At 37.3% G+C, this 25,098-nt stretch carries 21 protein-coding genes, 1 other RNA gene and 1 pseudogene; 15 read left to right on the forward strand and 8 right to left on the reverse strand.

All coding sequences use genetic code 11. From position 1 onward, the window contains the following. Positions 1-6: 6 nt before the first annotated feature. Both U8519_RS02170 and recU read right to left on the reverse strand, forming a co-directional pair. The gene (locus U8519_RS02170; RefSeq protein WP_334328687.1) at positions 7-2,460 is read right to left on the reverse strand and encodes a transglycosylase domain-containing protein; all 2,454 of its coding nucleotides are present in this window, start codon (positions 2,458-2,460) and stop codon (positions 7-9) included. Beyond that, a complete protein-coding gene (gene recU, locus U8519_RS02175; RefSeq protein WP_334328688.1) occupies positions 2,457-3,095 on the reverse strand; it encodes a Holliday junction resolvase RecU in 639 nt (212 codons plus the stop codon). Before recU ends, U8519_RS02170 begins: the two co-directional genes overlap by 4 nt. Positions 3,096-3,227: 132 nt before the next feature. Here recU and U8519_RS02180 point away from each other — a divergent pair, with 132 nt between their 5' ends. The 4 genes and pseudogenes from U8519_RS02180 (at position 3,228) to U8519_RS02195 (ending at position 6,080) form a co-directional block, all read left to right on the forward strand. Continuing rightward, a complete protein-coding gene (locus U8519_RS02180) occupies positions 3,228-3,779 on the forward strand; it encodes an SLOG family protein (RefSeq protein ID WP_334328689.1) in 552 nt (183 codons plus the stop codon). Between the two features lie 72 nt (positions 3,780-3,851). Then, a pseudogene (gene gpsB / locus U8519_RS02185) lies at positions 3,852-4,250 on the forward strand (cell division regulator GpsB); the annotation flags it as partial. A 285-nt stretch (positions 4,251-4,535) separates the two neighbouring features. Further along, an RNA gene (gene rnpB, locus U8519_RS02190) (RNase P RNA component class B) lies at positions 4,536-4,891 on the forward strand. 70 nt (positions 4,892-4,961) lie between these two features. Then, complete coding sequence (locus tag U8519_RS02195) at positions 4,962-6,080, forward strand: THUMP domain-containing class I SAM-dependent RNA methyltransferase (RefSeq protein ID WP_334328690.1); 1,119 nt, start codon at positions 4,962-4,964, stop codon at positions 6,078-6,080. Position 6,081: 1 nt separating this feature from the next. Here U8519_RS02195 and U8519_RS02200 read toward each other — a convergent pair whose 3' ends face one another. Together U8519_RS02200 and U8519_RS02205 are read right to left on the reverse strand one after the other, a co-directional pair. Continuing rightward, complete coding sequence (locus U8519_RS02200; protein ID WP_334328691.1) at positions 6,082-7,026, reverse strand: magnesium transporter CorA family protein; 945 nt, start codon at positions 7,024-7,026, stop codon at positions 6,082-6,084. Positions 7,027-7,101: 75 nt separating this feature from the next. After that, on the reverse strand, positions 7,102-8,115 hold the full coding sequence (locus U8519_RS02205) for a lipoate--protein ligase (protein WP_334328692.1): 1,014 nt from the start codon (positions 8,113-8,115) through the stop codon (positions 7,102-7,104). 101 nt (positions 8,116-8,216) lie between these two features. Between U8519_RS02205 and U8519_RS02210 the strand changes: the two genes are divergently transcribed. Next, entirely contained in the window at positions 8,217-9,644 is a 1,428-nt protein-coding gene (locus U8519_RS02210; protein WP_334328693.1) for a C69 family dipeptidase, read from the forward strand. A 115-nt stretch (positions 9,645-9,759) separates the two neighbouring features. On the opposite strand, the gene U8519_RS02215 is transcribed toward U8519_RS02210, so the two are convergent. Further along, entirely contained in the window at positions 9,760-10,773 is a 1,014-nt protein-coding gene (locus tag U8519_RS02215; protein ID WP_334328694.1) for a lipoate--protein ligase, read from the reverse strand. 76 nt (positions 10,774-10,849) lie between these two features. Further along, a complete protein-coding gene (locus U8519_RS02220; protein WP_334328695.1) occupies positions 10,850-11,242 on the reverse strand; it encodes a reverse transcriptase-like protein in 393 nt (130 codons plus the stop codon). A 27-nt stretch (positions 11,243-11,269) separates the two neighbouring features. On the opposite strand from U8519_RS02220, the gene U8519_RS02225 reads away from it, so the two are divergent. From U8519_RS02225 to U8519_RS02255, 7 genes are all read left to right on the forward strand, one after another. Next, positions 11,270-11,671, forward strand: a complete 402-nt coding sequence (locus U8519_RS02225; RefSeq protein WP_334328696.1) for an EbsA family protein — start codon at positions 11,270-11,272, stop codon at positions 11,669-11,671. Then, a complete protein-coding gene (locus U8519_RS02230) occupies positions 11,655-13,337 on the forward strand; it encodes a formate--tetrahydrofolate ligase (protein ID WP_334328697.1) in 1,683 nt (560 codons plus the stop codon). Before U8519_RS02225 ends, U8519_RS02230 begins: the two co-directional genes overlap by 17 nt. Next, entirely contained in the window at positions 13,337-13,801 is a 465-nt protein-coding gene (gene lspA / locus U8519_RS02235) for a signal peptidase II (protein ID WP_334328698.1), read from the forward strand. The genes U8519_RS02230 and lspA overlap by 1 nt, the downstream gene beginning before the upstream one ends. After that, the gene (locus U8519_RS02240) at positions 13,791-14,705 is read left to right on the forward strand and encodes an RluA family pseudouridine synthase (protein ID WP_442892116.1); all 915 of its coding nucleotides are present in this window, start codon (positions 13,791-13,793) and stop codon (positions 14,703-14,705) included. Before lspA ends, U8519_RS02240 begins: the two co-directional genes overlap by 11 nt. 103 nt (positions 14,706-14,808) lie before the next feature. Further along, a complete protein-coding gene (pyrR, locus tag U8519_RS02245; RefSeq protein WP_125588899.1) occupies positions 14,809-15,336 on the forward strand; it encodes a bifunctional pyr operon transcriptional regulator/uracil phosphoribosyltransferase PyrR in 528 nt (175 codons plus the stop codon). Positions 15,337-15,382: 46 nt separating this feature from the next. After that, positions 15,383-16,468: a carbamoyl phosphate synthase small subunit gene (locus tag U8519_RS02250; protein ID WP_334328700.1), complete on the forward strand. Its 1,086-nt coding sequence runs from the start codon at positions 15,383-15,385 to the stop codon at positions 16,466-16,468. Then, positions 16,462-18,870 (forward strand): ATP-binding protein, encoded by a 2,409-nt coding sequence (locus U8519_RS02255; protein WP_334328701.1) that lies wholly within the window; start codon positions 16,462-16,464, stop codon positions 18,868-18,870. Before U8519_RS02250 ends, U8519_RS02255 begins: the two co-directional genes overlap by 7 nt. An 8-nt stretch (positions 18,871-18,878) precedes the next feature. Here U8519_RS02255 and U8519_RS02260 read toward each other — a convergent pair whose 3' ends face one another. Beyond that, positions 18,879-20,534 (reverse strand): Rqc2 family fibronectin-binding protein, encoded by a 1,656-nt coding sequence (locus U8519_RS02260; RefSeq protein WP_334328702.1) that lies wholly within the window; start codon positions 20,532-20,534, stop codon positions 18,879-18,881. A 166-nt stretch (positions 20,535-20,700) separates the two neighbouring features. Between U8519_RS02260 and U8519_RS02265 the strand changes: the two genes are divergently transcribed. The 3 genes from U8519_RS02265 (at position 20,701) to U8519_RS02275 (ending at position 23,432) form a co-directional block, all read left to right on the forward strand. Continuing rightward, on the forward strand, positions 20,701-21,570 hold the full coding sequence (locus U8519_RS02265; RefSeq protein ID WP_334328703.1) for a DegV family protein: 870 nt from the start codon (positions 20,701-20,703) through the stop codon (positions 21,568-21,570). Between the two features lie 127 nt (positions 21,571-21,697). Then, positions 21,698-22,933, forward strand: coding sequence for a CAP domain-containing protein (locus U8519_RS02270; protein ID WP_334328704.1), 1,236 nt, complete (start codon positions 21,698-21,700; stop codon positions 22,931-22,933). An 82-nt stretch (positions 22,934-23,015) separates the two neighbouring features. Beyond that, a complete protein-coding gene (locus U8519_RS02275) occupies positions 23,016-23,432 on the forward strand; it encodes a MarR family winged helix-turn-helix transcriptional regulator (protein WP_334328705.1) in 417 nt (138 codons plus the stop codon). 709 nt (positions 23,433-24,141) lie between these two features. Here U8519_RS02275 and U8519_RS02280 read toward each other — a convergent pair. After that, entirely contained in the window at positions 24,142-24,996 is an 855-nt protein-coding gene (locus tag U8519_RS02280; protein WP_334328706.1) for a metallophosphoesterase family protein, read from the reverse strand. Positions 24,997-25,098: the final 102 nt, after the last annotated feature.

Consider the following 25,098-nt stretch of genomic DNA (forward strand, 5'->3'; position numbering starts at 1 on the left):
TTGTATCTAATCAGATGAGGTACTTCCACTTTGGGTGGTAGATGAACCGCCTTGTGTAGTTCCACCTTGGCTACTGTTATCTCCGCCAGTTGTACCGCCATTTGAATTATTATTACTATTGTCGGTCGTCCCTCCACCAGTGTCGCCAGTGTTAGTACCGCCGCCGTTACTATTATTGTTACCAGTGCTGCCATTACTATTGTTATTGTTGTTAGAAGTGGTTCCACCTTGGTTATTATTGGTTGTGGAGCCATTGCTGTCGTTGTTGTTAGTACCTGTACCAGTAGTTGTTGAATCGCTCTCGTTAGTGTCATTTTCTTCATCAGATGATTCAGAATTGCTGCTTGATGGTCTGTTGATAGTTGCGTCGTTTGAGCTTGATTCTGAAGTACTATTTGATGATGATGAATAACTCTCGGTACCCTTATAAGGATTGTTTGGAGCGTAACCCTTGACGAATAATTCACTAGTTGAGTTGCTTGAAGATGATGCTACAACTGGTGTGGTTGAACCGTTGTTAAGAATATTTAATCTAACAACGGAACTTGGCTTCTTCCAATTTGGATTAGTAGCATCTGATCTATCTTGGAGGTATTCCAGCATAGCTTTGTATACTTTACCTGGAACACTTTGATAGGTCATTGATACACCTTCAGAATTAGGGGAGTCATAACCAGTCCAAACACTCATCGAATAGTTCTTAGTGTATCCGTTGTACCAAGCATCTTTGGCAGTACCACTAAGTGCTGAATTAGAAGCTATGGCACTGTCAGCGTAATTAGTTGTACCAGTCTTACCAGCGTGATGTAATCCTGATATGTCAGCATATTCGGCATATTCTTCAGGAACACCCTTAAGCATATCAGTGATCATGTAGGCAGTTGACGACTTCATGACACGTTTGCCTTTGGAGCTGTATCTGTGTGTGATTCCATCAGCTGTTTCAATCTTAGAAACATAAGTTGGCTTGTAATAAGTACCACCGTTAGAAAATGCGGCATAAGCGGCAGCCCCTTGTAAACTGGAGGCTTCGGCACCAATACCAGTACTTAATGGTGCTTTGGTGTTGCTTTCAGAGATATTCATGCCAAGCTTATTAGCGAATCCTTTAGCCTTGGTTAATCCAACATCAGAAAGGGTACGGATAGCTGGAATATTTCTAGAATTTACTAGAGCTTTACGAATACTCATTTGTCCTTCGTATTGTTCATCCCAGTCTTTCAATTCAATGTCAGTACCAGCGTATGTATAGGCAGTATCTTCAACTTGATGGTAAGTTGACCAGTTCAAATATTCAATTGCTGGACCGTAGTCAAGGATAGGCTTGATCGTTGAACCGTCACTACGTGAAGTTTGAACAGCACGGTTGAGTCCGAATTGAATATTGGAGAGGTTTCTACCGCCGATCATTGCGATGACTTTACCGTTGTTAGGATTTACGATAGTTGCACCAACTTGTTCTTTGGAATCTTGGAATGTTACGGTTCCTGAATTAACGATGCTGTACAATTTCTTTTGAGCGGCATAATCCATATTTACAGTGATCTTAAGGTTGTCACGATAAGGATCAAATCCCTTTTTCTTAACCTCGGAGATAGCTTCCTTAATGTAAGGATCAGATACTATACGTTTAGTATCATTACTATTACTTACTTTTTTGTATGGTTGTAAGCCATCAGTTATCGGAGTATTGAGTGCTTCGGTTTCTTCGGTCTTAGTGATCTTTTTATTATCATACATTGCATAAATAACTAGATTACGACGATTCTTGGCGGCCTCAGGATGTTGATATGGGTCGTAGTTACTTGGAGCATTAGGAATACCGGCAAGCATTGCTGCCTGTGCCACTGTTAGTTGATCAAGTGACTTGCCATAATAATATTTAGAGGCGGTTTTAATACCACCGATACCATTATTGAAGTACTCCTTATTAAGATAGAACTCAAGAATTTGTTGCTTGGAGAACTTTTGGCTGACACGCATTGCTAAGTAAGCTTCTTGCATTTTACGTTTGAAGGTTTGATCTTTAGCGTCAGTCGAGAAGACCGTCAGCTTTATTAATTGCTGCGTGAGGGTACTAGCACCTTGCAAAGTTCCTTTTGTAACATTGGTGATCGCAGATTTAACGATTCGGACAGGATCGATTCCCAATGGTTCATTGTAAAAATTCTTATCTTCAATCGAAATAACTGCATCTTGAACTCTTTGGGGCACTTTATCGATTGTTACGTAATTTCTTTTATTAGCACCCAGAGAAGCAATCGTCTTGCCACTAGAGTCGACAATGGTAGAAGAACCACCGCTTTGGAGGTTTTCTTGGCTAACAACAGGAGCACTTATAGCGTAGTAGATGAAGATAGCAATAAAGATACCTGCTAGTACGCCGATAATCGCTAAGATCCACTTAAAAATGGATTTAGCAATTGTAGATGAAGAAGCCTTGTTTTTCTTTTTACTCATTTTTTCTCCCTCCCACTTTCTATCAGCTGTTGAACAGCGTTAATATAGGGTAAAGTAGGGTTATAATTAGGATTTATTTCAATCGAGCAATCAACTATTTGTTGGAGCTGAATTGACTTAGCACCATCATGCTTTTGTCCATCCCAATATTCAAATAAATTATCTGCCGGCATAATAAAATACCGTTTCAGAGCAACATATTTGATGATCACAAAACATATTCCACCTTGTTTCTGACAAGCTTTCAGATGATCGATTTGATGTTGATGAAAGTTCTTCAGTGGGAAGGTGTTCTTATGCTTCGTTTCCTTGGCCTCGAAGTCAACATAGTATCCATTATAGACACCGTTATAATCAGTAGTAGATGCTTGTCTAAAATAAGCTTCTTTGATTACAGCACGGCTTCGTTTAGGGTAGTCTACCTTGACGATTTGTATAGGCGTTGGTTTTTTATAAATTACGGCAACGTCATGACTACGATAGTACTTGTTGCTTTCATTTATTTCTTCCTCTAAGGTCATACCACGATCGCCAAATATTAATTTTTTTTTGGCGGAAGTATTAACAGAGAGCTTGTTTGAAGCAGGGGATGACGAATTATTAAAAGTTCTGCCATCGGGGTAATTAAATTTCAAAATATCAACTCCTACTCGAGCATTATACCATGATTAAAGTATGGAGAAAGGCGTGGCGCTTTTCGTCCGGTTACTTTAATTTAGAACATTATACAGCAATATATTAGTAACTTATTCAAGGAGATTTATTTAATGATTAAAAATTTGTGGGTGACTGGTTATCGCTCCTATGAAATAGGATTATTTAAGCCGGATGATCCCAAAGCCAAAGTAATTCAAAAGTTCTTTACAGAAAGACTGATCAATTATGCAGAAGATGGCATGGAATGGGTCATCACTGGCGCACAATTGGGAACGGAACAAATCGTTGGCAAGTCAGTTAAGGATGTTAAGGATAAAGGATATGATATCAAACACGCAGTAATGTTGCCATTTGCGGAATTTGGGTCCAAATGGAATGAGAATAACCAGCAATTACTAAATATTTTTTTAAGAAATGCCGACTATACTAACAAATTAACTAATATGGGTTATCATTCAGGTGTACAGTTGCGAACATGGCAAGATTTTATGCTAAAACATACCGATGGGGCAATGATTTTTTACGACCCGGACAGTGGTGGTAAGCCGAAATATGACTATGAGGCGATCCAAAACTATCGATCGGCTGGTAATAATTATGAATTAGAACTAGTAGACTTTGATACTATGCAAGATTTTGCTAATATAATGTTTGATAACTAGCCTAAGAGTCACATCTTTTGGTATAATTAATTAACACAAATTGGGGTGTTCAATATGAATAACATGAATCAGATGAATGGATTTAATCCAAATCCACAAGGTAATGGTAATAATGACAGTAATTTTGTTTTAAACTTCCAGCCAAACGATATTTTGCAAAAAGAATTTAAAACAAAAATGAGAGGTTACGATCCAACTGAAGTTGATCAATTCTTAGATGGAATCATTAAGGATTATGAAGCTTATTCAAATGAGTTGAATCGTCTCCAATCAGAAAATGAAAGTTTAAAAGCACAGCTTGGAGCTAAGGGACCACAAGCTCAACCAAAGCAAGCACAGCAATCAATGCAAAAAAATCGTATTTCTAGACCACAAATGAAAAATCCAGCAACTTCAAGCGCTACTGCTGAATCTTCTACTAACTACGATATTTTAAGAAGACTTTCCAATTTGGAAAATCGTGTATTTGGTCATGACTTTTCTAATGGTCTTCCTGATGAGAACAATCATGAAGTAAAACAATTTGCTTCAGCTGCTGTTCCAAATAATATGGCTGGAAGTAACGTTGAAAGTGGACATAATGAAATTAATCCACGTATGCAACAACCAATGAACAATCAGCAACAATTCAATGATCCCAACCATTTCCAAGCTAACCGTCAAAACCAAAATATGAACGGATTTAACGGAAATAATGGAAATATTAATAATAATGGTAATTTTAATCAATTTTAGTGTATAATAGGTTCATCGGTAAATTTTGAGTAATCGCGGCTTAGTTATCTAAGCTGAGGAAAGTCCACGCCCGCACGAGCTGAGATGCTTGTAGTGTCCGTGCTTGGCCCAATAAGCCAAGGTACCTTCGGGTAACGGCAGCGAACGCGCTAAAGTTTCGACCATGCGTTACTAGCTTGAAAGTGCCACAGAGACGTAGTATTACGGGAAACCGTAATAGTGGAACGAGGTAAACCCCGCGAGCGGGCAACCCAAACTTTGGTAGGGGCGCTTCATAACGAGAAATGAATCTACTGTGAAGGCGTAATTGTAGATAGATGATTACTAATTGTATCGGAGTGCCTAGCCGGTACATGAACAGAACGTGGCTTATAGGAATTTACTAAGGTAAGGGACGACTTGTTCGTCCTTTTTTTGTATAAAAATTTAACTCATGAAGAGGTAGAAATGAAATTAATTGCAACAATGTCAAGCGGTTTTGAAGCTATAACCGCACGTGAATTACAAGATTTAGGTTATGAGACTCAAACAGAAAATGGCAAAGTTTACTTTGATGGCGAATACGAAGATATTGCAAAAGCAAACCTTTGGTTACGTAGTGCCGACAGAATAAAAATTTTGATCGGTACATTTAAAGCAACTTCCTTTGAAGAACTTTTTGACAAAGTTTACGCAATCGATTGGGATCAATGGTTGCCATTAAACGCTGCCTTCCCAATCAAGGCAAGAACGGTTAAGTCGAAGCTTCATTCCGAACGTGATATTCAAGCAATTACAAAGAAGGCCATTGTTAACAAAATGGCGGACATTTATATGCGTCGCGGAAGATTGCCTGAATCAGGTGCCACTTTCCAAATTGAAACTCGTATTCATAAGGATGAAGTGGAAGTGACCCTTGATACTACTGGAGCATCCCTTTATAAGCGTGGCTATCGTGTTGAGCACGGTGCTGCTCCTTTGAAGGAAAACTTTGCGGCCGCTATGATCCTATTAACAGTTTGGCATCCAAATATGCCATTCATCGATCCAACGACTGGTTCTGGTACGATCGCCATCGAAGCTGCACGTTTGGCAAGAAATATCGCTCCTGGTATCCAACGTCATTTCTTATTTGAGGACTTTGACTGGTTTGATCCTAAGATCCTAAGTAACTTAAAAGAAGAAGCTAGAGCTGGAGAAAAAGACGTTGATTTAAATATCTTTGCGAGTGATATCGATGGATCAATGATCGATGTGGCTAAATTGAATGCCCACGATGCTGGAGTTTTACATGATATTCAATTCAAACAGATTGCCTTGAAAGATCTAAAGATCGAAGGCGACGATGGTGTCATTATTGCCAACCCTCCATACGGTCAACGTATGAGTGATATGGAAGGTGTTAGAAAACTATACAAAGAAATGGGAGAAGTCTTCTCGACCGCTCCCACTTGGAGTAAATATATTCTAACTAGTGATTTGGAATTTGAAAAATATTATGGTGAAAAAGCCACTAAGAAACGTAAGCTATATAACGGTTCTATCAGAACCGATTATTATCAATATTGGGCTACAAGACGTCATTAATTTAAAGACTGTTTCTACGATGTAGATCCCAAAGAATCATCAAGATCAAAACTGCCGTTACGATAAGTGAGAAGAACCAAGACCACCACTTGTCAGCAACTGGCAACTTCATATTCATACCGTAGAACCCTGATACGATCGTGGGAATACTTAAGACAATTGTGTAAACTGTCAGTATTTTCATGGTCGTATTTGTTTGGTTATTAAGAATATTATTGTATGTATTAGAGACCCGATCGATAATATCAGAAGTTATATTGGCTTGTTCTCTGATCTGCTCAATTTCAATGATCGAATCGTGTAAATGTTCTTTCGATTTCTTGGATAAACTGATATTTTGAATTTTGCCAGTTGAAATAATTTCGATTTGCTTGACCACATTGAAGTTACCATTGATAGCAGTGCTGATATAAGTGATCAAGTCTTCTAAGCCAGCGAGTTCCAAAATCTGATTCTTGGAAGAATGACTATGTTTAATGTGTTCTTGAATACGACTACGACTCTGATTGATCTCACTCATGCGGTCATTATAGTCGCTTGAGACCTGGTCAAAGGTATTGAAGATGATTTCCCATATACGGTCATCTAAGTCGCCTGTGAAGTGATTATCAGCCTTAGTAATGTAGTCCTTTAGATAGTGAGTATCATTGTTAGTAAATAAGAATAGTTGATCATCCTTGATAGCAAAAGAGACGGGTAGGGTGCTGTCTGTGGTATCATCGTCATTTGCAGTCTCTCTTTGAACATTGAAGACGATTAAAAAAGTATTCGTGTGCTCGTCGAATTCTAAGCGGGCACGTTCGTTGGTATCATCTGCATAATCCAATATTTCGTTAGTTATGTCATACTTTTCGATCAATTCAGTACGATCTTTGTCACTCAAATTTTTCTTTGAATGAATATCGATCAAGGTTAAGTCTTGATTAAGTGTTTGTCGATTTATCATAGTTGTTCTCCCTCGAGAACAATAATAGCATAAAAAATAATCCTAACTATTCATAATTGTAGTTAGGATTATTTTTTATGCTGCGAAGAGGTTTAATAATTCGTCATGGGGAATACCCTTGAAGTATTCGTCCAAGTCAAACTTATTGAGAATATCGGTTATCGTATCATGCTTGAATTCTTGACCTGTCAAAGCATGTTTGATGTCGTCAGAGTCCTTTTCACCAAAGTAATCACCGAATATATCGATATTCTTGATCTTACCTGATGAGACATTGTATCTGACATCAACTGTTCCCATAGTAAAGTGCTTGCGATTCTTTACTTGATAGTCAGGAGATTTGCCATAGATCCAATCCCAATTGAAGTAGTACTTGTCGTTTAGTTCTTGAATAGCAGCTTTATCTTGGTCAGTTAATTGATATTCCTTGTCAGTAATATCAGACATATTATCGACGTGGAACAATTCTAAGATCAAACGATCACGAAATTCTTCAGTCGTGAGATTTTGAAACTCTTTTTTCAAGTAGGGTTTAACATTAGTAACTCTTGATCTGACGGATTTGATACCCTTTGATTGAATCTTATCTTTGGGAACGTTCAAGGCCTTAGTTAAGACGTCTAGATCCACATCGTAGGCAAGTGTGCCGTGTGAGAACATCTTGTTATTCTTCGTATACATGGCGTTACCAGAGAACTTCTTACCATCGACTAATAGATCATTTCTACCTGAAATATCAGCAGTAGTTGCCCCCATGTCGTGCAGAGCATCAATTATGGGAGCGGTCAATTTTTTGAAGTCACCGAAGTTTTCATTATCTGAATTAACAACGAAACTAAAGCTAATATTACCTAAGTCATCATAGACAGCACCACCACCAGAGATCCGTCGAGTAACTGTGATGCCATGTTCTTTTACATAATCTGAGTTAACTTCTTCAAGTGTATTTTGATTACGACCGACAATGATGCAAGGTTTTTGAATATAGAACAAAACTAATGGTTCATCAAAGTCAACATTGTTCATTAAATATTGCTCAGTCGCTAAATTGGTGCGAATGTCATTTGATTTCATACGATAAAAATACATGTTATTGCTCCTTTAATAAAAATTATAATATTTCTAATAATTCCTCTAGTATAGAACTAACTTTAATCTTATACTATGTATCAAAGAGGGAGTGAACGAAAATGAAAAATACAAGTTCTGATTGTACTGAAATTCTAGTTGGTAAAGCTGCTAGTATGGATGGTTCCACTATTGTCGCCCGTAATGAAGACGGTTATGGTCCAATCAATCCGATAAAGTTTGTTGCTCATGAAGCAAAAGATCAAAAAGACGCTGAATATGTCTCTATAACTACTGGCGTAAAAGTTCCGTTACCTGATCATGCTTATCGTTACACTGCTACACCACAGGCTGATCAAAGTGATGGACAGTATGAAGAGGCTGGTATCAACGAATACAACGTAGGGATGAGCTCAACTGAGACTACAGCAACCAACGCTCGAGTCTTAGGTTACGATCCATTAGTTCATGATGGGATCGATGAAGAAGCGATGCTGACGATAGTTTTGCCATACGTTAAGACCGCTAAAGAAGGTGCCGCTCGTCTGGGTGCCTTACTAGAAAAATATGGTACTGGCGAATGCAACAGTATCGCCTTCAATGATAAGGACGAGATTTGGTTACTAGAGACTGCTGGTGGCCATCACTGGGCAGCTATGCGTCTTCCAGAAGACACTTATGCAATCGTGCCTAACCAAACTGTTATGCAAGAAATCGACCTCAACGACAGTGATAATTTCTTGATTGCAACTGATCTAGTCGAATTTGTTGAGCAGCACCACTTGAATCCTGATCCAGAGCATTTCAACTTCCGTGAGATTTTTGGTACACAGAGTGAAGCTGATGCTTATTACAACACACCACGTACTTGGTACGGTCAAAAGTTATTCAATCCTAAGATCGATCAAGAGCCAACAGCTCAAGATATGCCATTGTTAAGAAAACCAAGTAAAAAAATTGCTATTGAAGATGTCGAATATTTCTTGTCATCACATTACAATGGAACAAAATTCGATCCATTCGGTACCTTTGCTTCAGGAACTGCAGCTGAACAAAAGCAATTCCGTTCAATTGCAATGGATCGTAACCAAGCTTCATCGATCCTCCAAATTAGAAATGACGTTGACGCTAACCACGCCGGTGTTCAATGGTTGTCACTAGGATTCTTCGCTTACAGTCCTTATGTACCATTCTACACGAACATTACGGATACACCTGAGGACTACAAGAATACAACGAATGATGTCGATATCAATAATGTTTACTGGCTAGAGAAGACACTTTCTGTAATGATCGAGCCACATTATCATGAGTATTCAGATATGATTCACGCATATTTGGATGGTTGTCAGTCATATGCTCGTCAACGTTTGGAAGAGAGTGACAAGGCGGTCGTTGATTCGACTGACAATATTTCAGATTTCTTAACTGACAGTAATTTGAAGACAGCAGCAGAAGTTTCAAGTCGGACACATAAGTTATTTGATCAAGTAGTCAAACAAGGATTAATGCTTTCTAAGACAACTTGGGAAAAAGGTCAGAATTTGTAATTTATTTATTAACAATCCTCTTGCTATTAAGGCAAGGGGATTTTTTTATTGTAACGAAAAAGGAATCAAAATTCGGTCGAATTTTGATTCCTCATAAACATCAGTTTGTTATATTTTATGGAGTAAACAAGTTCAACAATTCATCTTGAGGGATGCCCTTGAAGTAGTCGTCCAAATTGAATTTATCGAGAACTGCAAGAATATCGTCACGATCGAACTTAGTATTTAATAATTTGTTTTTAATATCTGTAACATCTTTCATACCGAAGTAGTCACCGTAGATTTGTACATCTTCGATCTTACCGTCAACAACATTGTAACGAACATCAACCGTACCCATGTCGAAGTGTTTTCTTTGTTTGGCAGTGAATTCAGGTGATTTACCGTAAACCCAGTCCCAATTGTAGTAATACTTTTCTTTGATCTTATCGATTTCTTTTTGATCTTCTGGTGTTACGACGTATTCATGTTCCTTGATCTCGTCAAGTGAGTTAGCGTGGAATAATTCCAATAATAGTTTGTCACGGAATTGCTCAGTTGTTAGGTCTTGATATTCCTTAGCAAGGTAAGGACGCACATTAGTTACACGACTTCTGATCGACTTGATACCTTTAGATGCAATCTTATCTTTTTGAACGTGTAAGGCTTTTGTTAGGACGTCAAGATCAACATCTAATGATAAAGTACCGTGTGAGAATGTTTTGCCATTTCTTGAGTACATAGCGTTACCGGAGAACTTCTTACCATCGACCAGCAAGTCGTTTCTACCAGAAACTTCAGCAGTAGTTGCACCCATTTGATGCAAAGCATCAATAATAGGTTGTGTGAATGATTTGAAATCACCAAAGTTCTTATCATCTGAATCGACCATGAAACTGAAGCATAGATTACCAAGATCTTGATAAACAGCTCCACCACCGGATAGACGACGAGTTACAGTGATGTTGTGATCCTTAATATAATCAGGATTAATTTCTTCCATTGTATTTTGGTTACGACCAACGATGATACATGGTCCCTCAATATAGAAGAGAACAAGTGGTTCATCAAATTCCACGTTGTTCATTAAATATTGTTCTGTGGCCAAGTTATCACGAATATCTCGGTCCTTCATTACAACGTAATACATTAAAAAGCCCCCTCGATTATTTTTGTAAGCGATTTAATAGTATCACAGTTTTCACAAATAAAACATCCAAAAACACTCACTTGCGCAATTTTATTAATTCATTATGTACTAAGCTGTGAGCGGCTCGATTATCTTTGTCTGAGATATGTTTCACAAAGTATGAAGAAAAGCTTGTGAGCTGTTTTAATATTTTATCTAAAATCATTTGGTAATGTTTGGAATACTTTTTGTCGATACTATCTGTTAAAATTTTACTATCGGAATGAATGAAGAGTATATCGTCATCCCAGTGACGTTCTATTAGGTCAGCTAATGCCAAATTCAGTGCCAGAAACTCAAGGTAATGATTGTCATCTGGCTTTTGAGGCTGAACACGTTTGATTGTTTGGTCATTGTATTTTATAACATAGGCGGTAGCGGCAAGATTTAAATTAGAATTTAAACCTGCGTCGGTGTACAATTTAATCATCTTATTAAAAACCTTTCAGGAGTAATTATGTCAAAGAAGTATTTCGTTCAACCCACGGGTTCATGGGGAATTATTATGTGGTCGCTCGCTTTGAGTATTTTATGCTTAGGAGTGGTTTTACAGCTGGAAGTATTTAGCTTCAGTATTATTCCCTTTTTAGCGTGGATCTTAGGAATCATCCTAGTAATTTATATTATAACTAATTCTTGGGTAAAGTTTGATAATGGGCAAATCATTATCAAAGAACCTAACTATTATAAGGCAAGAGTTTTTAATCAATCTGATGTATTGCTTAAAAATGACAGTGAATGGACGCTTGAATTTGTTTTTGAGAATCATGATTATTTTCCGTTGAAGATTACTTCAACTAAGAAGATTTTAAGGGGAATTAAGAAAGAAGTGGGTGATGAAAATGTCATTTCCAAGTGATATTGAAATAGCTCAGATCAATGAGCACGATAAAATGAAAGATATTGGTGAAATTGCCAGTAAATTAGGCTTAGAGTCAAAAGATATTGAACCATACGGTCATTTCAAGGCTAAAATTTCAGCAAGTGGAATTCGTAAAGCGATGAAAAAAGACGACGGTAAGCTTATCTTAGTTACTTCGATCAATCCCACACCTGCTGGTGAAGGAAAGTCAACAGTTGCTATTGGATTAGCTGATTCCTTGCAAGCGATTGGTAAAAAGTCGATCTTGGCTTTACGTGAGCCATCTCTAGGACCTGTGATGGGGATGAAAGGTGGTGCTACTGGTGGTGGTTATGCCCAAGTTGTTCCTATGGAAGATATTAATCTTCATTTCACCGGTGATATGCACGCCTTGACTAGTGCAACCAATACATTAGCTGCTTTGATCGATAACCATTTACATCAAGGTAATCAATTGAATATTGATCCTCGACGTATTATTTGGAAGCGTGCCTTAGATATCAACGATCGGGCTTTACGCAGCATTACTGTCGGTTTAGGTGGTCCTGCCAATTCGATCCCTAGACAAGATCATTTTGAGATCACCGTGGCCAGTGAATTGATGGCAATCTTGTGTCTGTCACAAGATATCGATGACTTGAAGGAACGCATTGCTAATATCTTGATCGCCTATACTTACGATAAGAAGCCGATATATGTCCGTGACTTACGCGTTGAAGGTGCCATAGCAATGTTATTGAAGGATGCTTTGAAGCCTAACTTGGTTCAGACTTTGGAGAATACACCCGCTATTGTGCACGGTGGGCCTTTCGCAAATATTGCTCACGGCTGTAATAGTATCTTGGCAACCAAGTTAGCAATGAAGTTAGGTGACTATACAATTACTGAAGCTGGCTTTGGTGCTGATCTTGGTGGTGAGAAGTTCATGGATATCGTCACACCAAAATTGAATCATGCTCCTAATGCGGTCGTCGTCGTTGCTACGATCCGTGCTTTGAAATATAACGGTGGGCAAGCCTTGAAGAACCTAGAAAATGAAGATTTGAATGCTTTGAACTTAGGATTCAAGAACTTGCGTCGTCATGTACAAAACATGCGTTATTATCATGTTCCAGTAGTCGTTGCGATTAATAAATTTGCGACTGATACTGATAATGAGATCAAACTACTACAAACATTGTGCGATGAATTAGGTGTTGAAGTTTCAGTTGCTGACATACATCATAACGGTAGCAAGGGTGGACTTGATTTGGCTAAGATGGTCGTTAGAGCTGCTGACAAAGATGCCAATTACACCCGTTTGTATGAAGATGCTCAACCAACAGTTGAAAAAATCGATACGATTGCTTCTGAGATCTATGGAGCTAACAATGTTGAATACAGTCCTAAGGCTCAACGTCAATTACAAACATTAAAGGATAATGTTTGGGATGATTTACCAATTTGTATTGCTAAGACTCAATATTCATTGAGTGATGATCCTAAAAAATTAGGCAGTCCAAGAGATTTCACTTTGCACGTTAAAGAGATCGTTCCGAAGTTAGGTGCTGGATTCATTGTCGTACTTACTGGTAGTATCTTGACGATGCCCGGACTACCAAAAGAACCAGCCGCATTAAACATGGATGTTGATAATGATGGCAGAATTAGCGGGTTATTCTAGTGCCAATAGTGTATGTCGTTCTTTTCATAGCCTTAATTATCGGTGATCAAGCTTTGAAGTATTATGTAGTTGCCAACATCCCTACGATGACTTTTCACGAATTCATACCTGGTATTTTGTCATTGACTCATATTACAAATACTGGTGCAGCGTGGAGTATGTTAGAAGGAAAAATGTTCTTCTTTTATATAGTTACTATCGTCGCGGTCGTCATTTTACTTTATTTGTTCATCAAATCTGATAAAAAAGATTATATTTATCGCTTTTCTCTGTTATTCTTATTAGCTGGAACAATTGGAAATGCGATCGATCGTTTTACAAGACATTTTGTTGTAGATATGTTTAGTTTTGATTTCGTTAATTTTCCAATTTTTAATTTAGCTGATACATATATTACAATAGGAGTAATACTTATAATTATTTCATTGATATTTATGACGGAGGGTGAAAAACATAGCAAATAATCCCATAAATTTAGTATTTGAAGGTACAAAGAAAACTAGATTAGACAGTTTTGTGAACGACAGTTTGGACGATTTAACACGTTCGCAAATTCAAAAATTTATCAAGGACGGTAATATTTTAGTCAACGGAGAATCTGCAACCAAAACAGGAATGAAGTTGGCGTCAGGTGATAAAATCAATATTACCGTACCAGAAGAGAAGCCGATCGAGGCTATTCCACAAGATATTCCTATCGATGTTGTTTATGAAGACGAAGATGTTTTGGTCGTAAACAAGCCTCAGGGTATGGTGGTACATCCGGCTGCTGGTCATCGTGATGGTACGCTCGTTAATGCAATCTTGTATCATAGCAAGATCAACGATGACGACATGATCAGACCGGGAATCGTTCATCGGATCGATAAGGATACTTCTGGATTGTTGATGATTGCTAAGAACAATTTAGCAAAGCAATCTTTGATGAAACAATTAAAAGAGAAGACTAACTTACGTGAATACCTCGCCATCGTGCATGGTAACTTCAAGGAAGTTAATGGAAAGATCAATGCACCGTTAGGTCGTTCAAAAAGCGATCGCAAAAAGCAAGCTGTCGTCGATGATGGTCGGCACGCAGTAACACACTTTACGGTGTTGGAACAATTTGAAAACTACTCACTTTTGAAACTTAAATTAGAAACTGGTCGTACTCATCAAATCAGAGTACATATGCAATACATTGGTCACCCTGTTGCAGGAGATCCATTGTATGCGCCTAAGAATACCTTAGCTGGTAATGGACAATTTCTTCATGCTGAAACGTTAGGATTTGAACACCCTAGAACTCACAAATGGATGGAATTCTCTGTTGAACCACCAGAGATATTCAAAGAAACTTTGGAAAAGTTGCGTACTAACAAGCTTTGACATTGTACTCTAGTATAAATTTAGTTAGAATTTAATACAGTGAGAAATAAATTAAGGCGCTCACGTTGTGAGTGCCTTTTTTAAAGAAGAGGAGAACGTTGTAATGGCTAAAGAGATAATTGACGGACAAACAATGACACGAGCATTAACTCGTATTACATATGAAATTATTGAACGAAATAAGGGAATTGATGATTTAGTATTAGTAGGTATTAAGACTCGCGGCGTTTATGTTGCTCACCGCATCGAATCACGTTTGAAGCAATTGGAGAATATTAGCATTCCCGTTGCGGAACTAGATATTACCCCTTATAGGGATGACGTTACACACGAGGAGAAGAATCCGGCAGATGTTGAACCACAACCATTGGGTATTGATATCAACAATAAGCACGTTATTTTGACTGATGATGTTTTGTACACTGGTAGAACCATTCGCGCAGCTATGGATGCCTTAATGAGCGTGGGTCGTCCTAAAAAAATCTCATTAGCAGTTCTAGTTGATCGTGGTCATCGCGAATTACCGATCCGCGCGGACTTTGTTGGTAAGAACATTCCTACTTCTCAAAAAGAAAAGATCAAGGTTTCTATGAAGGAAATCGATGGTGAAGATAAGATCGAAATCGAGTAATTATCAGTACTTAACTGCTGATCAATTATTTTAGGAGTTGCTTTAAATGAAGCGTTATTTAATTTTAGAAGATGGCACAGTTTTCCCAGGTGTTGGTTTTGGTTCTTCCATTATCACAACTGGACAATTAATAATTTCAAACAATCGTACCGGTATTGAACAATCAGTTACAGATCCTGACGCTGAAGGCCAAATACTGGCTTTTACGATACCGTCAATTGGCAGTTCAGGTATTAATCGTGATTTTTATGAGTCTATCAATTCGCAGTGTAAAGGTGTAGTCATTGGTTCATCTAGTCACACAACAATCGATGGATCAGTTTCATTCGGTGATTGGATCGCCAGTTTGGGAATTCCCGGTATCAAGAATGTTGACATACGTGCTTTGTCGAAACATATCGCTGAACACGGTGAGATGAAGGCTAGCATTATGGATACTCACGATGAGCATGCGATCGATCAAATCAAAGCTTTGGTCTTACCTCCAGATTTAGTTAAACGTGTTTCTACTAAGCAGTCTTATCCTAATCCCAATATGGGAATAAAAATTGTCGTAGTTGATCTGGGATTGAAGTATTCGATCTTACGTCAATTATCCTATCGTGATTGTAATTCAGTCATAGTGAACTACAATGCCACACCAGAAGAAATCGAAAACTTGCATCCTGATGGGATCATCTTTTCTAACGGCCCCGGTTCTCCGAGTGATATACCTCAGACGATCAAGACGATTAAGGTATTACAGAAGAGATATCCGATCCTTGGTATCGGATTAGGTAATTTGTTGATAGCTTTGGCTAATGATTGCAAGATCATCAAATTAGATCAACCACATCATGAGTCTTCACTAGCCGTCAAGGAAGTTGCCAGTGGCAAAATCGACTTCGTGAACCACAATCATTCGTACACGATAGACGAAAAGTACATTGGGTCGTCTGACTTCATCGTGACGAATATTTGTGTTGCTGACGGAAGTATTGAAGGTATTCGTCACGAATATTTACCGATCATGTGTGTACTGTTTGAGCCAGAAGCTGCACCGGGACCTAATGATGGTTATTATGTTTTTGATGAATTTATTGACTTAATTGATTCTGTTAAGTTTCAGGATGGAGGTATTGATCAGTGGTAGAAAATGAACCGCATAGTATATTAGTTATTGGTCCAACGACTAGTGACAAAAATGTTGACCTATCAACAGCAATGTATGATACTGTCGAAATTCTACATCAGCTGGGATATAAAACTTCCGTGATTGTTGAGGATCCAACTTCATTATTGTCATCAGGTAAGTTCTTTGACCGGATTGTGGTCCAAAGAGTTACTGGTGAACATGTGCTTCAATATGTACAACAATTTCACCCTGATGCAATTTTACCAACAGTTGGTGATCGTAATGCGTTAGGTATCGTCTCTAGCTTGAACGGCAAGATAGGCAGTGTGAAGATCTTAGGTTCTAATTACATGGCTTCACTAGCTACCTTTAAGCGAGAATTGTTTATCAAGAAACTGACCGACAATGATTTACCAGTGATCAACTTCGTCTCGTCAGATGATGAGAAGGAGATCTACAGTTTTATTCGTTCGATCGGCTTTCCAATTATTGCTCGTAGACGTTATTCAAATCGTCATTCAAGTGGCTGGACTAATATTAATAATTTGTTCGAACTGGATAACTTTATGGCGTTAGAAGACATTGAGGATTCTAGGATCGAAATCGAACGCAGTATTCGAGGATTCAGTGAATATTCCTTTACTGTCGTGCGTGATAAGTTTGATAATTCTGCTTTGATTGGAACGATTGAGGATATTGAACCAATCGGTATTCATCATTTGGATTCTAACTTGATCTCACCAGCTATCTCTTTGAACGATTCTAAATTGCAGAAGATGCGGACGGCCTCGCTGAAATTGGCACAGGCCTTCGATATTATCGGTGTCTGTACCGTTCACTTTGCTTACAATCATAAGACCAATGAATATTTCATCACTGAGTTCATACCTCGACTGAGTGAGGAGACTAAGTTTTTGGAATATGCTACAAGTTATCCGATTGCGACAGCTGTGGTCGAGTTGAGTCTAGGCTATCGTTTGGACAAGTTGCAATTAGACGGAGGACGTGGTTTTAATGGTGCTTCAGAACCATTTGTTGATCATATAACTTCACGTTTCCCACAATGGTCTCATTCGGGCCCAAAATATTTAGGACCAAGCAAAACTTCAGATTCAAGTATTGTTGTTAATGGCTTCAGTATTGAAGAAGTATTTAACAAAGGTGCTTTGAATGACAAATTGAATCATAATTCACAGAGACGAGCAGTATTGCAGAAACTTGATGATGATGAGTTATTTGAGAAGATTATTCATCCAACTAATTGGATGTTGGATGTTTTAATGGAAGCTCTGAGAAGAAAATTCGAAATGCCAGTATTATCAGAAATAACTGGCATCAATATGCCTTATTTGACGGTATTAAAGAATCTGATCGAGATGAAGAAGCTTATCGATAATAATGAGATAAGTACTGAAAATATCGAGCGCTTAGTTGAAATGGGTGTCAAAGGTGTCGGTCAGAGTAAGTTATTATTGGATAGTGATGATATAGTTACCAAGACAGTGGTCAAAAGCAAACGTTCGATCTCTGTTTCTAACAAAAACTATAACAATCAGAACTTCTTCGTTACGGCGGGGATCAGTAGTGACTTGAAGCTAAATGATAAGAACAAGATCATTGTTAGATCACCGATAATCACTTCAAAAACCGATATCATGGTACGACAGTTCGTGTTAATGCAATTAGTTGAGTCGATTGCTCAGAATGGATTAGAAGCTATTGTGATCGGTCGTGAGCCATGGACGTCGCCATTGTCACTGCGAGAAAATATCATTGAGATAGATGATCCGTATATGGAGATGAAATCTCTTGGCTTGATACCTGAAGATAGTATTTTTAAGATAATTGATTTTTCAAGACATATGGCAGATGCTGACCAAGCAGACGACGTCTTCCAGATCAATGCTAAGCAACTGAAGAATATCGATATGCCTGGTGAAATATCGTTGCGTACGATGGTTGTCACTGACGGTAACAATTATCTAGTTCCTTCAGTTATTTATCGTAAGGAAAGTGACGGACATTCATTTGAGATAAGTTCTTATAATAATTTCTTACCCGTTGAAGATCGTAGTGCTATTTCTAAGTTGATCGATCAAGAACTAGAAGAAAATCAAGAAGTGAATGTCTTTAACTTTGAATTTGTTAAGAGCAATGATCACTGGGTCGTTACTAAGTCCTTTGAAGGGATGACTGATGATATCATTCGTCATGAATTAGCAAGTTCAGTGCATGTGATCGACACGCTGGTAAAATTGATTCTTGGTAATAAGATCGAGGATAATAAGACACTAGAAGAAATATTTAATAATCAAGATAGTCGTTATTTATTGACGATTGATGATAAGAAATATAATTTATTGAATTTTGAAGATACCAAAGAACAACTTTCAAAATTGATCAATAAAAAAGAAGATTAGCCATGTGGCTAGTCTTCTTTTAGTTTGCTGACAAGTTCTCGGTTTGGATCAACCAGGATTGTCTTTTGCCCTTCAAAAATTACGAAACCAGGTTTAGCACCATTAGGTTTACGAATATTTCTGATTTGTAAGTAATCAACGGGAACCTTTGATGAATCACGTGCTTTAGAGTAGTATGCAGCGATCGTAGCTGCTTCGGTAATTGATTGTTCATCGGGATCACTGGATTTCAAGATGACGTGTGAACCAGGGATGCCTTTGACGTGGAACCAATAATGATTCTTTTGTGACAGTTTCATCGTCAATTGATCATTTTCAAGATTATTCTTACCGACGACCACTTCTATACCATTTGTAGTTTCAAATGGTTCACCGATCTTCTTCTTACGTTTCTTACGGGCGTTCTTCTTACGCTTTTTGATATATCCAGAGTCGATCAGTTCTTCGATGATTCCATCAACATCTTCAATATCAACATATTCTAGTGATGCTAAGACAGATTCAAGATAGTTAACTTCGTTAGTGGTGATTTCTAACTGTTCGTTAATGTGCGGAATAGAATTCTGAAGTTTACGATACTTCTTATAATATCTTTGGGCGTTTTCGGAAGGCGATAATTCAGGATTGAGCTTGATAGTAACTTCTTCGTTATTGTAATAATTTGTAAGAGTGATCGACTTAGAGCCACGTTTTACCTGTGACATGTAAGTTGTTAACAATTCACCATACAAATTGTATTCGTCCATGATTTTAGTTTGTGCTAATTGCTTGTTGAGCTTTTTAACTTTCGACTTATCTTTTTTCAAAATAATATCTAATCGATTAGTGATCGACTTGGTCTGTTGTTCGATACGGTCGATTCTAGCACGATCGATGTAATAACTGTCCAAGAGATCACTGAGGGTAGGGTAGGAATTGACCATTTCAGATGTATTAGGGAAGAGGATAGGCATGTAACCTAACTTCTTGTTTGAATTCATCTTAGCAGTATTAGGTTGAATGTCGGTATCGTATTGTTTGATGAATTCAGGGGTGTTGTCGGTAGCGGCCATTTCATTTGAAGTATCGATACCGATTCCTTCGAATTTTTGACGGATATCCTTCGCCTCGTTTAATCCTTCAAAATCTGTAGGATTCGCTAAAAATGGATTAGCTTTGTTTTGTGCAGGTGGCAACTTGTAGTCATCACCGGGTAGTAGGCCACGAAAGCTATTGTTTTCTGGTGAAACTCGTTTAATTAGGTCGACGATCTTACCAGTTTCTTTGCTGATCAAGAAAATATTGCTGTGTCGAGCCATTATTTCAGTAGTTAGTGTAAACTCATGGATATCTCCCAATTCGTTCTTAGCACTCAAATCAATCATAACAACACGGTCGTTGTTAAGTTGACGAATGTCTTGAACAATTGCACTAGTAATGTACTTTCTCAGTGACATTACAAAAGTTGAAGGCTTTGCTGGATTAGCAAAGGGTTGTTTGGTTATTTGTACACGAGCGTAACTGGGGTGTGCAGATAACAACAATTGTTGGTTCTTACGATTACTTCTAACGGTTAGGATCAACTCGTTGGCAAAAGGTTGTTGAATCTTTGCAATTCGTCCGCCTTTTAAATTTTGATTTAATTCGTTTACCATTGCATGGGTAAACATTCCATCAAATGACATATAAAATAATTCCTTTCTGATCTTGCAAAATTAATGCAAGATAATTTGATAATTTCTGAAACAAATTTTGATTTTTTCATCGTGTTAAAAATTTCTTGAATGAATATGATATAATCTAATGGTTATACAATCATTATACGTAAGCAAACAAGGAATTGATAAATTTATGAAAATAGCCATTGTAACAGACAGTACATCATACTTACCGCAAGATATAGTAGATAAATATAATAATATAACAGTAGTACCGATCGAGGTAGTATTTGATAACAAAACTTATCGTGAAGATATTGATATTACTACATCAGAGTTCTATGAATTACTTCAAAATTCACCAGAACTCCCTTCAACAGCTCAACCTTCGATTGGTGAAATGATGAAATTGTACGATAACTTGGCTAAAGAAGGCTATGATACCGTAATTTCAATACATTTAGCAAGCACTATCTCTGGATTTGTTAATAATCTTAAGACAGCGGCTAAAACAATTGATAGCATCGACGTTACTGTATACGACTCATGGATAACTGTACGCCTCATGGGCTATATGGTTCAAGAAGCAGCACGTATGGCTCAGAATAATAAGACTAAAGAAGAAATAATCAATCGCCTTGATATTTTGAGAAATTCTATGGGTGAATCATTCGTTGTTAATGATCTCAAGAATTTGGTCAAGGGAGGACGCCTCTCTAATACTTCTGCAGTTATCGGTACAATGTTGAATATCAAGCCACTACTTGAATTTGATGATAAATCTCACAAAATCGTGGCTTACGACAAAGTTCGTTCCCTTAAAAAGGCTAAACTAAAAGCCGAAGAAAAGCTAGAACAAGCCGTTATAAAATCCAAAGAACCACTCAGATTATTAGTTATCGACGCTGATGACAAGAAATCTGGTGATGAATGGGCCAAACAATTACAAGTTGAATATCCTAATCTAACAATTGACCGCTCATACTTTGGACCTGTTATTGGTGCTCACCTTGGAAAAGACGCATTAGCAATCGCCTGGATGCGTGATATTGATAAATCTTAATAATAAGGGCCGTAAGGCTTTTTTATTTTGTCCTAATGTTTTAAAATAATACTAATAATCAAGTCTTTATTTAATTTTTATTTAAGGTAAAATTAGTTTAGCTATACATGAAGAAAAGGGGATTATTATGTTTTCTAACACGAAAAAAGTAGCCTTACTTTTAGCAACCGGCGTATTGTTAAGTACTAGTTTCGGTGGCTCTGTTGCATTAGCTGACACTACTTCAACTGCCGCTGACAGTGACACTGCAGTATCCACTGCAACTAATAACCAAAATGACAGCGACAATCAAGTTGTCAAAGATACTGAGACTGCAACAAGTAACGACGCGTCTAATTCTACAGGTTCAACCGCTGCAACTACTAACGGTACAGCTACTACTACCGTTCAATCAGCTCAAGACATCAACTTAGCAGCTGTGAAGAACGCCATGTTGACGGAATTAAACAGTCTACGTGCTCAAAACGGATTAACTGCATTGACTTCTGTTAATGTATTAAATACGTATGCACAAGCTAGAACTGATAGCTTCACTTCTTCAGGTGTTGATGACCATGCTGGCTGGAATTCAGCAAATATGTATCCATATTACTTAGATGCTGAAGAAAACATTGCACAAATGCCTTTTACAATGTTAGGAACAACAGATCCTACTGTGATTGCTCAAAAAATTACAGCTGAATTTTATAGCGAAAATTATGATCCACAGCCTAATTATGGTCACAGAAAGAATATGTTGAATCCATACATTAATTACGTTGGTATTGGTGTTAGTGTTGGTTCTAACGGCATGGTTTATTTCTCACAAGAAATGGGAAATGATGCTGAAGCACATAGTAGATATGCTGCTAGTGATTTGTACAGCTATTACCTTACGAATGAAAATGACTACGCTAATGTATCCAAGTACGATTTAGTAGATTCAAAACGTAAGAACGCTGACTATAAAGCCAGAGATGGATACAATGTCGTTGATGTACGTGGTGGTGTGACAACTAAGAACACACCTGTATCTGTCTACGATAGATACGGTAATAAGACTGATGTGACACTAGCTGCCAATACATCTTGGGCTTCAGATATTATTGCAATTATGGATAATTCATATTTTTATCATGTAAGCAATAATGGCTTTGTCCTTGCTGACGATGTTACACCTTGGGCTAGCTTCCTAGCCGGTACAGTGGTTACTGCTACTGATAATGCTATGATTTATAACAATGATGGTACAGCAACCGGTACAAGAGTTCCTGTAGGAACTATGTGGAAGACAGATAGACGTTCTACAAATGCTAACGGCGTTAAAATGTATCGTATCGGTACTAACGCGTGGTTGATGAAAACCGATTTAACCGGTGCTTAGTATTTACTCAAAATTTAATATTATTGAGAGATGTCTACTAATTAGACATCTCTTTTTTTATGGGGAAAATGAGGAACTAAAAATGAACGAGAATGATGATTTTTTTACATTTATTAAAACAACAGTGCGTCTGGCACGAGCAATCCAGTCGGAAATGTACGAAGGGGCGAAGGATAGACACATAACTAAGCTAGAAATAGATATATTGATGGTCATTTGGGTATCAGAACATCATCAATGCAAGCCGGCCGATTTAATGGACTTTTTAAAGATAACCAAGTCTCAACTAAGTAGGTCGTTGTCAGCATTAGGGGAAAAAGGATTCATCGAAAAACAGCGTGATACGAAAAACAAAAAGTTTTTGATCATATCATTAACTAAAGCTGGTAAAACTTTAGTTGTTAAAAATGCAATTAACGTCAAATCAGCAATGGTAGATGAAATGAAAAAATTGTCGATTGATGATCGACAGGCTCTGAGAAAAACAATAAATTTTTGAAAACGTAGTTATAATATATGTTTTACGAAAACATACAACAAAAAAATAAAAATCAAAAATAAATAACCCGCCTCAGCAAAAAAAGCAATCAATAATATAAAAGCACTATATTACTGATGTACCGATAGGACAGGAAACAATTTAATGATACGCAGAATGACTAACCCATCTCAAGCATGAAAAAATTTTTACAAATAATTAAATCGGCTAATGAAAATTCAAAGCCAATTGGAGTAATTGGAAAAACTAAAAAAAATAGTGCTGGTCATAATAGGCGTTAAAGATTATAAATCATTTCAAAAAACACTGTATCTTATGTCTAATGGCATCTTAGACAAGATAAATACAGCTAATTCAAGAAATATTGATTTCATTAACAGAGTCAACTTGAATAAGATACGATGAATAATTAGCAAAAAATTATCTATCAAACTTGTATGATCATTCAGATGGTTTCGAGAAGTTATTTACTCTAAAGGATAAATTATATTCAATTATTCATCTATAGTCTTAGTTAGTAAAAGGCCTGAACATCTTAAAACATGTTCAGACCTTTTTTCTTAATTCACTAGCAAATAAAATTATTCGAAGTGATGAGGAAGTAATGAATGGGAGATACTCATTCTTGAAACAAATTACTGACTTTTATATCTAAGGTTACATAATATATATTATACGAAGTGACATTTTAAAGCAGCAAATAAGCTACTTATTCAAAATTCATTAATTGATGATAAAATTTCATTGCTTGAGACTTGTAATCATGTTTCTCCATATACTTTTTTAATTCCGGCTGATTATGTGTGTATGCAATTCCTTCTGTAAACAGTTTCTTATAGAGTTCAATATATGGTAAGTCCATTTGTTTAGCTAGATCTAGTTCATGATCAACATCATAAGAAACCTTTTTAAACTCTATATCAGCATAACCATATTCATCGACATCAATGATTGCGTACTGAGCTCGTCTGTCAGATCTAAATTTATGCCATTCAGTGTATGGTTGTCCAATTGATCCTGGATTAATAACTAATTGATCTTTGCTGCTAGTACGCATTATCTGGTGGTGTGTATGGCCGTATACGACCAAGTCATAGTCTGAATCGGCGAACAGGTCGTCAAAATGCGCCTCTGGTTGATATGGTAATAATTCATGACCAAAATTGCGTTCTTTTGTATTATGTGTAAGTAATATGTTGCTGCCATTAAGATTAAGTTCTTTATATATCGGTGCAGCCTTAAGTTTATCAAGATACTGCTTCTTGGTTTTATTCAAGGTATATTTCATCAGCATTAGTATATATGGTGTCACAGGGTCTTGTAAGTCACGTTCAGTAAGCTTGCTGACGTCCTCAAATAAGAAATTATCCCAATTTCCGCGTAACAACACAGTGGTGTTAACAGATTCCAACATTTCAAATAGTTCATTTGTACCTGGGCCAGGCATTAATAGATCACCAAGGTACCATGATTCTTTAATATTTTCCTTTTGCAGATCTTTCACGACAGCCTGTAAGGCTGTGATATCACCGTGAATATCTGATAATAGTGCGATTCTAGTCATTTTTTCATCTCATTTCAGTTAAAAGTATAGAGGTACTCGGACGTTTGGTCAATTTTGGTTATTTTTTGTTTTATGTTTTCGTAAAACATTTAATTTCACGAT

The sequence above is a fragment of the Companilactobacillus sp. HBUAS59699 genome (assembly GCF_036913575.1).
Taxonomy (GTDB): domain Bacteria; phylum Bacillota; class Bacilli; order Lactobacillales; family Lactobacillaceae; genus Companilactobacillus.

Bases quoted from the DNA above. Each gene is read 5' to 3' on its own strand.
- U8519_RS02280 (WP_334328706.1), bottom strand. From the start codon at position 24,996: ATGACTAGAATCGCACTATTATCAGATATTCACGGTGATATCACAGCC.
- U8519_RS02225 (WP_334328696.1), top strand. From the start codon at position 11,270: ATGTCAAAGAAGTATTTCGTTCAACCCACGGGTTCATGGGGAATTATT.
- U8519_RS02265 (WP_334328703.1), top strand. From the start codon at position 20,701: ATGAAAATAGCCATTGTAACAGACAGTACATCATACTTACCGCAAGAT.
- U8519_RS02270 (WP_334328704.1), top strand. From the start codon at position 21,698: ATGTTTTCTAACACGAAAAAAGTAGCCTTACTTTTAGCAACCGGCGTA.
- U8519_RS02250 (WP_334328700.1), top strand. From the start codon at position 15,383: ATGAAGCGTTATTTAATTTTAGAAGATGGCACAGTTTTCCCAGGTGTT.
- U8519_RS02180 (WP_334328689.1), top strand. From the start codon at position 3,228: ATGATTAAAAATTTGTGGGTGACTGGTTATCGCTCCTATGAAATAGGA.
- U8519_RS02220 (WP_334328695.1), bottom strand. From the start codon at position 11,242: ATGATTAAATTGTACACCGACGCAGGTTTAAATTCTAATTTAAATCTT.
- U8519_RS02195 (WP_334328690.1), top strand. From the start codon at position 4,962: ATGAAATTAATTGCAACAATGTCAAGCGGTTTTGAAGCTATAACCGCA.
- U8519_RS02205 (WP_334328692.1), bottom strand. From the start codon at position 8,115: ATGTATTTTTATCGTATGAAATCAAATGACATTCGCACCAATTTAGCG.
- U8519_RS02170 (WP_334328687.1), bottom strand. From the start codon at position 2,460: ATGAGTAAAAAGAAAAACAAGGCTTCTTCATCTACAATTGCTAAATCC.
- U8519_RS02275 (WP_334328705.1), top strand. From the start codon at position 23,016: ATGAACGAGAATGATGATTTTTTTACATTTATTAAAACAACAGTGCGT.
- U8519_RS02210 (WP_334328693.1), top strand. From the start codon at position 8,217: ATGAAAAATACAAGTTCTGATTGTACTGAAATTCTAGTTGGTAAAGCT.
- U8519_RS02260 (WP_334328702.1), bottom strand. From the start codon at position 20,534: ATGTCATTTGATGGAATGTTTACCCATGCAATGGTAAACGAATTAAAT.
- pyrR (WP_125588899.1), top strand. From the start codon at position 14,809: ATGGCTAAAGAGATAATTGACGGACAAACAATGACACGAGCATTAACT.
- U8519_RS02215 (WP_334328694.1), bottom strand. From the start codon at position 10,773: ATGTATTACGTTGTAATGAAGGACCGAGATATTCGTGATAACTTGGCC.
- U8519_RS02200 (WP_334328691.1), bottom strand. From the start codon at position 7,026: ATGATAAATCGACAAACACTTAATCAAGACTTAACCTTGATCGATATT.
- U8519_RS02230 (WP_334328697.1), top strand. From the start codon at position 11,655: ATGTCATTTCCAAGTGATATTGAAATAGCTCAGATCAATGAGCACGAT.